The organism is Proteus vulgaris (assembly GCF_033708015.1).
In the GTDB taxonomy this organism is placed as follows: Bacteria; Pseudomonadota; Gammaproteobacteria; order Enterobacterales; family Enterobacteriaceae; genus Proteus.
The window spans coordinates 932,993-945,249 of record NZ_CP137920.1 but is presented as its reverse complement, the minus strand read 5'-3'; the positions used below and the strand labels follow the sequence as shown (position 1 = coordinate 945,249).

Below are 12,257 nucleotides of genomic sequence, written 5' to 3'. Positions count from 1 at the left end.
AAAGAATGCGGGTTTTTTGCCCCCTGAAATGCAAGATAGAAAAGAAGCCTTATCTCTCGCTGAGATCTTAAGTACATTAAATGAAACAGGAATAGAGGATGGAACACTGCAAAAGCGCTTGGCATTACTTGAGTTGAAATTACAACAGGCTGGTTTAGATACCCAATTTTTACATGCGGACTATGGCACACAACTGACAGAGAAATTGGCAAATCACAAAAAAGAAACCGAACAAAAATAATGAAATATCAAAACAGAAAAAGCCTATACATCCCTGTATAAGCTTCTTTCATCGCAGAAATTAACCTGCTGTTGGAGAATAATACGTTGGTGAACCTGGTCCCACTGGTAAGTTGAATACAAATACCCACAAGTAGAATAATAATGACCAACCAATTAAGAAAATAACGGAATATGGCAACATCATAGAGATCATGGTACCAATCCCTGTGTCTTTCTTATATTTGGTTGCGACTGCTAATATCAAACCAAAATAACTCATCATTGGTGTAATGATATTAGTAACAGAATCTCCTATTCGATATGCTGCTTGGATTGTCTCTGGCGCATAACCCGCAAGCATTAACATCGGTACAAAGATAGGTGCTGTAACCGCCCATTGTGCTGATGCTGAGCCAATCATTAAGTTAATAAAAGCACAGATTAAAATAAAGCCTAAGAACAGTAATCCACTTGGCATATCAATGCTATTAAGTAGTGCAGCACCTTTAACAGCAATAACCTGACCGATATTTGTCCAACCAAAGAATGCAACAAACTGAGCGGCAAAGAAAATAATCACTAAATAGAGCCCTAGTGTGCTCATCGAATTCGCCATGGCATCAACGATATCTTTATCGGTACGCATTGTCTTAGCAATCCATCCATAAACAATCCCTGGAATAGCAAAGAATAAGAAAATAAAGACAACAATAGATTTTAAGAAAGGAGAATTACCAATTAGCCCAGTTTCTTGGTTTCTCAATATGCCATTTTCAGGAACAACCGTTAGCGCCAATATCACGCCCATCACAACAAAAGTTCCTGTTGCAGCCCATAATGCTTTCTTTTCTAATGGCGTAACTTCAGCAGCATTCTTTAAATCATTTTCTTCATCATCAAGTTCGTTACCGTTATAAGGCCCTAGTTGAGGCTCTACGATTTTTTCTGTAATGAAGTAACCTAAGAAAGTAATAAGGAATGTACTGACAAACATAAAGTACCAGTTTGCTTCAGCACCAACGATATAAGTAGGATCTATAATGCGCGCTGCTTGCTGCGTAATACCCGATAATAACGGATCTATCGTCCCCAAGAGTAAGTTAGCAGAATAACCGCCAGAAACCCCTGCAAATGCAGCCGCTAAACCCGCAAGAGGATGCCGACCTAACGAATGAAAGATAATCGCTGATAATGGTATCAATACCACATAACCTAATTCAGCCGCGGTATTTGACATAATCCCCGCAAAGACAATCGCCAATGTCGTCATTTTGCGAGGTGCTTTCATTACCACTAAACGCATAACCGCAGATAATAAACCCGCACGTTCAGCAATACCAACACCTAATAACGCCACCAATACCGTACCTAAAGGCGCGAACCCAGTAAAGTTTGTGACGATATTGGCTAATATACGGCGAATACCTTCCGCATCTAACAAACTAATAATATGGATATAGCCATCTTCTGCACGCCCTTTAGCGCCTTCTGGTCGTGGATCTTGTACAGTAACACCGAAGTATTCACCAACTGCCGAAGAGACAAGTAAAATAGCAATTAAAATAATAAATAAAATAACGGGATGGGGTAGCGCATTTCCTAGCCATTCCACTGTGCGTAGAAAGCGACTGCCTCCCTGTTTTTTTGTTTGCATCATTTATCCTTTTTATAAAAAAACAGAAAATGCACAGTACACAACCCTTTTTATTATGACTATCTGTTAATCCTATTTATAAATGCTTTATTTAAGATAAACATCAGAATAAAGTGGTTAAATAAAATATTTTTTACCTTAAAAAACAATAAAATAAAAACAAACAATACACTTACAAATAACTTACATTAAAATTAATTTATAATATCTAAAATTAAAAAATGTGCATAAGGTAACATTTTTTAACATTATAGTGATTATTTATTAACCTTTTTCAGCTAAAAACACCTTCAATTAATCGTCAGAAACGATTAAACACTCAGATAAACCTGATAGTAACGGTCGTAATTACTATGAAAGGGAAAAAAACGACGAATAAACGGTCAGGATAGGTTAAAAAATTAGATTATTTGTAACATGAATGAGTAATTTTACAGTAGATATTGGACGTATTACTCGGCATAGAATAAAGAATTGATGATCTGAGAAAAGATAAATAGAAACTGTAAAATAAATAGCTAAAAGACAATGCTATTGATATTTGAAAATAAAAAGAGGGTAAAAATGCCCCTCCCCTCTTTATTTACCCCTTAATGAGAAAATATTTGTTGATTAGAAGATAATATCTGGCGTAGATTCCGCCATAAAATGTATACTCTGACTTGTGTGTCTATCTTCAGTTTCTTCTTCATCGTGAAAACAATCTTCAAAAAACCAGTAAATGGGGGTTTTTAAATAGACCGACAATATCACAAGGTAACTCAAGTCTATTTTATTTAACCCGCGTTCATAACGTGAAAACTGTTGCTGGCTAATTCCCAATTTATCAGCAATGTGTCTGCCGGTATAACCCAGCTCTTTGCGTTTTTTCTGTATTCTTTTGCCAACTAGCTCATTCACATTGATGCTTATAAGATCATAATCCAACATACTCCAACCTTATATAACCTGCTATGGTAATGTTAAAATAAGTGCACCAGAACCAGAGAAGAATCCAGCCTCGACACGACCATTTGTACGCAATACAGAACTGACTGATACTGATGTTGCTCTACCTTTGGGAACAAAAACAATTGCGCCGTCTTCCCCTGGATATTCCCCCCCATTAAGGGTTCCTAAATATAAGTTTGCATATAAGCTATTATCTGAACGTAAAGGAATACGATCACTTACCATACCTGTCGCAATCACTTTTACACTCATATCTTTATTGCATGTGATATAGATATTTTTTGAACGGCGTGCATTATTTAATTCGTTCTCATTAATTTCGCCGTAGTCTAAATTCACAGAGCCATCAATAATTTGACAAGCTCCCACAGGAGGAGGTGCTATACCACAAGAAGAACCGGGTAATAAACGACCACTTTTAGCAACACCACTTGACTCTTCTTGGTAAAATAGCCCCACACACTCTTGAAGAAGAGAAGGATCAACATCTCTGTGTATGGCTTTTTTAGGTCCATAAGGTAACGCTAATTTAGCCAAAACGGCTTGGCGTAATTCTTCCATCGTGCGATACTTTTGTGCGTTACTTAATATCCTTTTTGTTACTGTCCCTCCTGAACCATCAACGTCATGCCGGTGGTTAATCGTGATATAACATCTTTTCCATCCATAACACGGATTTAATGTACCAGGCGGCTCAGGATCCCAACGTTGAATAATAAAGGTATAGTCAGCACCTTTTGAGCCGACAAGCTTAGATTCTGTGATATAAGAAAAAATTGCAGCCATTGATGATGTTGAAAATAACATCATCACACTAAATATAAATAATGCTGATAATCGTTTTGGGGTAGACATATTAACCTCAATCGTAAGGATTAATCATAATTCAGATGAAATGTGGCTATTGCACTAAAACGGCCTCGTTTTATTGATTCATTGGCAATAGCATTAGGTTCTGCTTGTATAAAGGCTCGAAACCTTAAAATCGAATCCCCTGAATTTAAGGCAATATTATTGCTTTCTTGATTAATCCGTAGTGGTGTACCATCTGAATTTTCTAATCCAATAGCAATACCTTCTGCTTGGCTTCCTGCACTTAAAGCAAGAAAACCTTGTCCAACCATTGCCTGATTTTCAGTACCACTAAATGTCACTCTCACTTTTTTATTAATCGAAAGATCACACTCTGATAAATGAATTTGAAAGTTTTGGCTATTTGTTCTGCCCGCACCAATATAAAATGTTTTATCAGGCACATTACCGAATTCAAGTGAAATGGTTTCATCTCCTGGTTTAATCACACAAGGTTCATCAACCAATGTGCCATAAAGTCGCATATTATTCGGTGCTGCTTCTGCAACAGTAAATATTCCTATTAGAAGCGTAAGCCCGCAAATAATAGGAAGCGGTAATGTTTTAAGCTTCATTTCACACTCCTATTGATATTCTGCAAGTAACGTTGCTGTTACTTCAAATGGGCCTTTTACTAAGGTACTACCCGGTTTTTTTACAGGAACAGCTTGAATAATAGGTGGCTTATCCGGTGAGATAATAAAACGCTCATTTAAGATAAAAGGTTCACCATTTCGCGTCATATGAATAGCTAAATCAGTAATATTGGTTTGTAATCCCGCATCATCAAACTGGCTTTTAGGACCAATAATAGAAAGCCCTAAATCCCAGCCTTTAATATTGGGATCGCACTTTAATCTGTAATTCACGGGTTGGGTGTAATTAATCCCGTCAACTCTATGAATACCAACATTATGGCCAAAATAAACTTCAATTAAGTTATTATCTTCAATCACACAAGGAGGCGGAATTAATAATGTGCCAAATAGTTTCATATTAGGTTCATCTGCTGCGCTCACTAATAATGGCGCTGTTACAAGTAGAGTCATCAAACAAACATTTTTCAATTTGCTATACATCGTTCAGACTCCTTACTGGTATTCCACGCGAAGCATTGCAGTAGCACTAAAATCACCACCCGTTAATGTTGCTGAATAATCACGAACAGGGATAGCTTCAAGAGTAGGAGCATTAGGATAAGTAAAGTTTATCGTCTGCCCTAAACGCAATGTTTTATTTTGATAAAGAATATGAACTCCTAATCCAGTGATATTCGTTCTTAACGCATTGCTATCAAAGCCCGTACTGTTGCCAACTACCGAGATTTTTATCATGTTAGTCGGCATCTTTTTACATTCCACTTTATAGATAACGGGCTGTTTATAGTTGCTTCCATCAATTCGGGTACTCATTACCTCACCAAAATTAACCTCAACCATTTGCCCATTATTAATGACACAAGGTGGTGGAGCGATAACATAACCGGTGATATTAACCGGAACCATACCCGGTGAAACGGTCGTCGCTTTAGGTGTGAACATACTTGATGATGTATTTGCAACAGCAGTTGAACTCAGGACACCAGTAAATGTTGTCATTAATAAAATCAACACTGCTTTGCTTGTGTTAAACCGCTGTTCCATATCCATAAATAAACCTATTAATTTCCGACTGCTGTTTCTACAACCTTGCACTCATTACCACTACAGCTAAATTTCAAACGAGGACGTCCACCGTAATCGTTGATATAACTTAATACGGGTGAGGCACCAAGTGTTGAGGCTTTCAAATTAAGATCTGCACTACTTTTGGGATCAATCATTAAAGGCGTAAACCCATTAATACTTTCACCTTTTAACCCCGTTAACCCATCGACAATGGTCACAAAGTAAGGCGTTGGATTATTAACCTGATAAGTATCCCCTTTTTTCGTTAGGGTAATTTTTTCCTGCCATGGATTGGTTAAATCTGTTTGTGTTGCATAAATCGCAGCTGGGCGATAAAACAATTTAATTCGCGTTTGTAATGCTATTTGCAACACATTGGGTTTATCACTACGTGGTGGAATTTCACGTAAATTAAAATAGAACACACTTTCCCTATCTTGAGGTAATTTAGCGACATCAGGTAATGCTTGTATTTTTATTTGGCTTTTATCGCCTGGTTCAATACGCTGAATTGGGGGCAGAACGATTAATGGGCTTTCTACTTTTTGCCCATTTACATCTTCCATCCAACCTTGCGCTAAATAAGGTAAATCTTTATTTTGATTACTGACATTAAGGCTAACTGATTTATCCGTTCCATTAAAAATGACACGAGTTCTATCCAATGCAATCGCAGCAATAGCTTGTTGAGTAAACACCATGCCCGTCAATAATGTGGTTGCTACAATGAATGAGCGCTTTAATAACATCATCTTTAATTACTCTTTTGTTTATAAAATCGTTTAATTTTCCCTTCTCAACCTTCAGTTTTGACTAATTGTGGCTGAGAGGGTGATTCGGTTCTCTCTTGTGCTGAATAAGAGATTGATGGTGTATTCCCACACGTTAATAAGAGTGAAGAAATAAAGACACCTTTGTCTAACTGAGGTACTTGTATTTCACACTGTTTTTTACCACTCCAACGTACCTCTAAAATATCTCCGGAGTTTATTCCACTTAAATAAACATTACCGCTATCATTCACGATCCCCAGTTCTCGTCCTTTTTCTGTGGTAATGCTAGCGCCAAATGGTGGGTAACTACCGTCTTTCAAGCGAATAATCGCCATCGCTTTTTGCCCTGAAATAACGTCAAACTCACGGTAACCTATTGCCCCTTCGGTTAAAGTTAATTGTTGAATTGAACGCACTGCATCAACATCATCAGGTAATTTATCTAAATCAATTGTTGCACTACTTCGATAGTAATTATTAATATCTGGAAGTACCGCTTTACCAAAAGCGTTAGTATGGCTCACCGCCCCTAAGCTTCTAACTGGTACATCAGCCACACCATTAGTATCGACTAATAAACGCGCAGCACCTGGCATTGCGGTACGGTGGAATGCGCCACCTTTTGCGGTTAACGTTGCTCCGCCTTGTAAAGAGAGTGATGCTGAGGTATTTTCACCTTGAGTATGACTCGCACTTGCTGTTACCAGCGCGGTATCACCATAATGCGTATAATAAGCATCAGCAGATGGGCGTCCACGGCCACTTAAACCTGCGCCTAAGCGATAGTTATTATTTTCATCGAGGCGATCAAAATAGCTCACATTATGTGAGTTACCATGCTTATTAATCACTGTGTTATAGCTAATTGTGGCTTTATCACTCCAAGGCATACTGACATTCAGATAAACACCATCATCATTCGAGCCATTAAATTTATTGCGGTAAGCAGATACATTGAAATTGATATTTTTAAAGCGGCCAATATCCATAAACTTAGATAACGACAAGTTGTAGTAATCGTTATTAGGCTTATTCCAATATGTTTGATGGTTATAATTGAGATAAGCACTCAAGCCTAAATCAGGGAATTGTTTACTTAATGTAATTGTATAAAGCTCTTTATTATTATCGCGGTTGTTATCTCGATAACGACGATCTAAATATTGATCCATACTCATAAAGTCGCGTTCTGAGAAACGGTAACCGGCGAAAGTTACCTGACCATTAATCGCCTCAAAACGTTTAGAGTAACTCACTCGATAAGAGCCACCATGATAGCGTTTATTATCACTAGGAATTTTTGCCCATGAGTGTGTCGCATCAAATGAAATTGCACCTAATACCATCAAGTCACGACCAATACCTAAAGAGACAGAATTATAATCTCCCGCAACTAATGATCCCCCATAGAGTGACCAACCATTTGAGACCCCCCATGAAAACTCACCCATTGCAAAAACTGGCCCTTCCGTTTTATGGTCTATATCAGAAGGTTTACCGGCTGATAATTTATATTGCACTCTACCCGGGCGTGTTAAGTAAGGGATACTTGCCGTATCCATTTGGTATTCTTGTACTGAACCATCTTGCTCTTCAACACGAATATCCAACTTACCACTGACGGCATCATTAAGATTTTGAATACGGAATGGACCTGGTGCGACCTGTGTTTCGTAGATCACGCGACCTTGCTGACTAATCGTCACTTTGGCGTTCGATTTTGCAACACCAGTTACTTCAGGCGCATAACCTCTCAAATTAGGAGGCAACATCTGATCATCCGTTAATAAACTGATCCCCGTAAAACGGAAGTTATCAAAAATATCAGAACGTGAATAAGTCTCACCCATAATAAGGCGAGCCCCCAACTGGGTTATTGCTCTATAAAGATAATATTGACTCCAATCCCAATCATTTTCAGTGCTACCATTCACGCCAGTTGTGTGCTGATAGCTTGCTTGCCAATCAGCACGAAAACGCCAAACACCTAAGTTAGCTCCCGCAGTACCACTGCCCGTAACTTGTTGTCTTTGTTTACCATTAGCGGGATCGGTCACATTAGCATTCAAGTTATAGTCAAAAATAAGTCCTGAAATACCTTCATCCCAACGAGAAGGTGGATCCCAATCTTCAGTTGCATACTCAACATAGGCTTGAGGAATAGTCACAATAAAACTACCTGCACCTAAATGAGTACTTGTTGTCATGCCGGGTATCGATGACTCATCAAGGCAAGCACCGCCATCTTTCCAAGTTACTGCTTTAAGCCACTCTGGTTTCAACGTAAATTGATTGACTAATTCGCGAGGAATACAAGGAACACTCGCTTTAGGATCATTCTCAGGGACTACATAATTGATGGTATAGAGGTCAGGTAATTCATTATTGTTCACTTTAACAATAAATTCATACTTACCTGGCATAATATAACCAGCGCGAGAGAAGTCAGATAAATCAATATTTTGCTTATCTTTTAGATCAAGAATATCAGAGTTAAACTCGATATCACCAGCTGCAAATGCCATACTAGGGGCGCTCGCCATACCAGCAATAATTAAATAGATCAGAGCTGCGACAGGTCGAATTGTATGCTTATTACTCTTTATCTCTGCATTTCTTGATGCAGTTTTGAATGATTTAGCCATAAATTATCCAACCAATCCATTTAATAGTATTCAAGTTTAAAACGCAGGGTTGCCTGATAATTACCGGCTCGTGGGATATCGTTATTTTTAACTAGTCTTGCTTGATACAACAAAGACAACGACTTAGTATCAATATCCACAGGAGGTAAAGGTTTCCCTGGTATTGCCGATCTTCCGTAACGGTCAGCAATAGCTAACGAAGCACCTTTCGCATCGCCGAAAAGTTGGAATAATCCGTTCTGTGCGAGTCCTTCAAAAGTAGCAGTAAAACGAGGACGTTCAGCTTGTGTACCTTTTTGGTCAACAAGAGAACATTCTGTTAATCGAATAGAGAAATATTCAATAGGTCCTTGGCCTTCGACTGCTAAGGTTGGAATAGATACGGTATTTAAAGAGATCACTTGCTCTCGACTTCCCGCCGAGATAGTACATGTTGGTTCTAATATAGAACCTTGTAAACTAACCACGCCGAATCGCTGATGTGATTTTACATCTTGTTTTATATCAGTCACTGCCATTACAGGTTTAACTAACAATCCTGTTGCAACAAGTAATAATAGTGACACCATTTTGCGATTCATTGTTTTCTACTCCATAAGATAAACCATAAAATAAAGCTCAAAATAAAGCCCTATACATCCTTATACAGGGCTTAAAAGCACATTTATTATTGGTAAGTTAATGCGAAAGTTGCGATCGCAGTAAAGTCACCCGGTACAGCGGCTTTATCAGGAGAACCTTTTAAGTAAGCAGCAAAGTTCAGATCATTTGAACCATCACGAATAGTTTGAGCTTTTGTTGGTTCACCTAATTTAATTTGTGTACCACCTGCATCAGTAATAACAACTGCTGCATTTTGCGCTAAACCTTCGATACCTAAAGAGCCTGGCAGAATATCGGCTGCTTCAGCACCCGTGAAGGTAGTTTGAACTGTTTTATAAGTTTCAGTAGAGCATTGCAGTAATTTAATTTTGAAAGTATTAGATACGCTACGGCCACCCTCTTTCAGAGCATTTGCTGAAACTTGTCCTAGTGGAACACGTTGGTCACCTGAGTTAGGATCGATTGAACATGGAGCATCGATAATTGAACCCCAAAATTCTACAGTACCATGACCTTGATCCTTATTTGCGGTCGGAGCAGTAGTACCATCATCTGCAGCAAATGCAGAACCCGCAGCAACAGCTAAGCCTAAACCTAAAACTAAACCTAATTTATTTAATTTCATCTTTATGTTTCCTGAAAATATAAGAACGAAGATATTTAAAATAATAAAATTCAATATAAGCAAAATAAGAAATTTGCTTAAATGAATGACATACTAAATAAAGTTTCTATATTTTGATAAATTGCACCTAATTAATCTCATATTAAATAATGAAATTAGATAAAGGGAATGTATCAAGTTGGATATATTATTCTCTCGGGTTTTATTTAAGTCAAACCACTCAAATTTAATTAAGTCTATTTTTATTAATTTACTGATATTAGGTGTATTTTTTACATTTTCATACAAAATATTACTTTTTCAAAACACTCGAAACAGACTTTAAAACCAAAAATATACTCTTAAAAAGTGTTGAAGTGGATTTAAATTCTTTAAATCTAAAATTTAAAGTAAAAAAATCTAATTGTCTTTTTATGAATAGGAGTATTTATCAATTAAATAACATTTTATTATTTCTTTATTTTAACTTAAAATAACCAAAAATTTACATAATGAAACAACTTGCATTTAATATATTGATTTTTAAGTAGATCAAAATAATATGTTTGTTAATTTATTTATCATCATTATTTAATTTCGTGAAGAAACCACACAAAATAAATCTTATAATGATTATCCAAAATAGAACTAAATATTAAGAACACAAGATATGTAATAAGCATAACTTATTGTATTTACAATATAAATTATGAGTTTATGTTTTTTAAAATTGTAATTTTTTATAATAAACAAAATAAAATGAGCAAAAAAAACATAATCAATTGATTTTTAAGTAATTAGTTAAAAATGATAATCAAGAATGCCGCATTTTGATAAAAATTTAACACTCTCATTTACGTATTAACACTTAGGAAATCAAGGTCAGAAAGTGAGTTTTTTGTACAATTTGTATTTTTTGATCAAGAACACCACCGGATGTTAACTCGCTGATAATTCAAAAAAGAAATTCGTATAATGCCCATTTTCTCCTCAAAAAAAACCGAAAACCCAATCATTTGATTAAAAGTTATTACTCTTTTTTTGGGTAAATTTTTTAATGTATTTATTAAAAACCGCTTCAAAATTTTAAATTATTTATTTCTTGGATTATTGATTATTTTACGTGTTAATACTAATTTCATTATTGGCTTATTCATATTAATACCTTTCCATGATATCCACATTTTCTTATCCAAATAAAAACAAATTAAAATACATTTTATTTACGTTATAAACACACCAAGTTAACATTACTCAGGTTATGTGTACACATATTAGTTGTTATTGCTTATTTTTTTAATTACTAATTTTTTTCAATAAGAATATTAGCGTTTTTTATTTTTACATTAAATTAGGAATAAAATTAACGAAATCCCTAATAGTTAATTAATCTAAAGAAGTAAGTTTTGAGGTATATATTGGAAACGGTCATCTATTGATTAAATAATAACAAGTAAATAATTTAAATAAAAATAGAGGTTCATATTAATATTATTTAATTATTCAACCCCATAACTCTTAATAAGAGTATCGTTATTGGATGATCTTTATCTAATAAATTAATTTAAGTTTATTTATCTTTTTCACTGTGCGATAAAAAAAAGACATATTGAATCGACTAAAGGTCGATATTTGCAAAATACTCGTTTTAGGAGTATTCCTAACCCATAACCAAGGAAGAATGTGTGTTTTAGATAATTATTATCATCATAAAATGAGCATTTTACTTTCATAACGCATTTTCCCCCCTTATAAAAAGAGTAAAAATTGATCCCCTATACCTCCTTTTTTTGCTGACTAGACGATCGATAACTCAAGTTTGGCTAATTGTACTGAGCCTTTTTTAAGATAAAAAAAGGGCAGGGAAAACCCTGCCTTACCAATTTGGTAATCAATCAAAGAAAAACATACACACTAAACCCTCCTCATTTTGAGCTAATTTAGCCGTATGTATTAGTACAAAAAGACATCAGGTGTCGCTTCAGCAATGATACTGCTACGTTTATCATTACGCTGATTTTCTGATGAGGATTTGGGTATAAAACAGTCTTCAAAAAACCAATAAATAGGTGTATTGAGATAATTGGCTAATAAAACAAGATAGCTTAAATCAATCTTGTTCATACCGCGCTCATATCGGGAGAATTGCTGTTGGCTAACACCAATTTTTTCAGCAATTTGCATACCGGTGTAACCTAATTCTTTACGCTTTTTCTGAATTCGTTTTCCAACTAACGCATTAACATCGATATCTGTAAAATTGTAATTCATCATATATCCACCTAT

At 35.8% G+C, this 12,257-nt stretch carries 12 protein-coding genes; 1 reads left to right on the top strand and 11 read right to left on the bottom strand.

The window, feature by feature from the left end:
• Positions 1-16: 16 nt before the first annotated feature.
• Positions 17-241: a hypothetical protein gene (locus tag SB028_RS04455; protein WP_286138894.1), complete on the top strand. Its 225-nt coding sequence runs from the start codon at positions 17-19 to the stop codon at positions 239-241.
• 60 nt (positions 242-301) lie between these two features.
• Here the strand turns inward: SB028_RS04455 and SB028_RS04450 are convergent, their stop codons facing one another.
• From SB028_RS04450 to SB028_RS04400, 11 genes are all read right to left on the bottom strand, one after another.
• Positions 302-1,876, bottom strand: a complete 1,575-nt coding sequence (locus SB028_RS04450) for an AbgT family transporter (RefSeq protein ID WP_069368442.1) — start codon at positions 1,874-1,876, stop codon at positions 302-304.
• A gap of 612 nt (positions 1,877-2,488) precedes the next feature.
• The gene (locus tag SB028_RS04445; RefSeq protein ID WP_069368443.1) at positions 2,489-2,806 is read right to left on the bottom strand and encodes a helix-turn-helix domain-containing protein; all 318 of its coding nucleotides are present in this window, start codon (positions 2,804-2,806) and stop codon (positions 2,489-2,491) included.
• A gap of 21 nt (positions 2,807-2,827) precedes the next feature.
• The gene (locus SB028_RS04440; protein ID WP_069368444.1) at positions 2,828-3,682 is read right to left on the bottom strand and encodes an adhesin; all 855 of its coding nucleotides are present in this window, start codon (positions 3,680-3,682) and stop codon (positions 2,828-2,830) included.
• Positions 3,683-3,702: 20 nt separating this feature from the next.
• Positions 3,703-4,254 carry a fimbrial protein gene (locus tag SB028_RS04435; RefSeq protein ID WP_069368445.1) on the bottom strand — a complete coding sequence of 184 codons (552 nt, stop codon included), beginning with the start codon at positions 4,252-4,254 and terminating at the stop codon, positions 3,703-3,705.
• A gap of 9 nt (positions 4,255-4,263) precedes the next feature.
• Positions 4,264-4,728 carry a fimbrial protein gene (locus SB028_RS04430; RefSeq protein ID WP_069368728.1) on the bottom strand — a complete coding sequence of 155 codons (465 nt, stop codon included), beginning with the start codon at positions 4,726-4,728 and terminating at the stop codon, positions 4,264-4,266.
• Positions 4,729-4,770: 42 nt separating this feature from the next.
• A complete protein-coding gene (locus tag SB028_RS04425) occupies positions 4,771-5,328 on the bottom strand; it encodes a fimbrial protein (RefSeq protein ID WP_069368446.1) in 558 nt (185 codons plus the stop codon).
• Positions 5,329-5,339: 11 nt separating this feature from the next.
• Complete coding sequence (locus SB028_RS04420; RefSeq protein WP_069368447.1) at positions 5,340-6,098, bottom strand: fimbria/pilus periplasmic chaperone; 759 nt, start codon at positions 6,096-6,098, stop codon at positions 5,340-5,342.
• A 44-nt stretch (positions 6,099-6,142) separates the two neighbouring features.
• Positions 6,143-8,764 (bottom strand): outer membrane usher protein, encoded by a 2,622-nt coding sequence (locus SB028_RS04415; protein WP_069368448.1) that lies wholly within the window; start codon positions 8,762-8,764, stop codon positions 6,143-6,145.
• A gap of 20 nt (positions 8,765-8,784) precedes the next feature.
• A complete protein-coding gene (locus SB028_RS04410) occupies positions 8,785-9,345 on the bottom strand; it encodes a fimbrial protein (protein ID WP_318859885.1) in 561 nt (186 codons plus the stop codon).
• Between the two features lie 86 nt (positions 9,346-9,431).
• Positions 9,432-9,992 carry a fimbrial protein gene (locus tag SB028_RS04405; RefSeq protein WP_069368450.1) on the bottom strand — a complete coding sequence of 187 codons (561 nt, stop codon included), beginning with the start codon at positions 9,990-9,992 and terminating at the stop codon, positions 9,432-9,434.
• 1,932 nt (positions 9,993-11,924) lie between these two features.
• On the bottom strand, positions 11,925-12,245 hold the full coding sequence (locus tag SB028_RS04400) for a helix-turn-helix domain-containing protein (RefSeq protein WP_069368451.1): 321 nt from the start codon (positions 12,243-12,245) through the stop codon (positions 11,925-11,927).
• Positions 12,246-12,257 lie beyond the last annotated feature (12 nt).

Excerpts from the sequence above, each read along its gene's own strand:
- SB028_RS04405 (WP_069368450.1), bottom strand. The coding sequence starts at position 9,992 with ATGAAATTAAATAAATTAGGTTTAGTTTTAGGTTTAGGCTTAGCTGTT.
- SB028_RS04445 (WP_069368443.1), bottom strand. The coding sequence starts at position 2,806 with ATGTTGGATTATGATCTTATAAGCATCAATGTGAATGAGCTAGTTGGC.
- SB028_RS04430 (WP_069368728.1), bottom strand. The coding sequence starts at position 4,728 with ATGACTCTACTTGTAACAGCGCCATTATTAGTGAGCGCAGCAGATGAA.
- SB028_RS04420 (WP_069368447.1), bottom strand. The coding sequence starts at position 6,098 with ATGATGTTATTAAAGCGCTCATTCATTGTAGCAACCACATTATTGACG.
- SB028_RS04415 (WP_069368448.1), bottom strand. The coding sequence starts at position 8,764 with ATGGCTAAATCATTCAAAACTGCATCAAGAAATGCAGAGATAAAGAGT.
- SB028_RS04435 (WP_069368445.1), bottom strand. The coding sequence starts at position 4,254 with ATGAAGCTTAAAACATTACCGCTTCCTATTATTTGCGGGCTTACGCTT.
- SB028_RS04450 (WP_069368442.1), bottom strand. The coding sequence starts at position 1,876 with ATGCAAACAAAAAAACAGGGAGGCAGTCGCTTTCTACGCACAGTGGAA.
- SB028_RS04410 (WP_318859885.1), bottom strand. The coding sequence starts at position 9,345 with ATGAATCGCAAAATGGTGTCACTATTATTACTTGTTGCAACAGGATTG.
- SB028_RS04440 (WP_069368444.1), bottom strand. The coding sequence starts at position 3,682 with ATGTCTACCCCAAAACGATTATCAGCATTATTTATATTTAGTGTGATG.
- SB028_RS04400 (WP_069368451.1), bottom strand. The coding sequence starts at position 12,245 with ATGATGAATTACAATTTTACAGATATCGATGTTAATGCGTTAGTTGGA.
- SB028_RS04425 (WP_069368446.1), bottom strand. The coding sequence starts at position 5,328 with ATGGATATGGAACAGCGGTTTAACACAAGCAAAGCAGTGTTGATTTTA.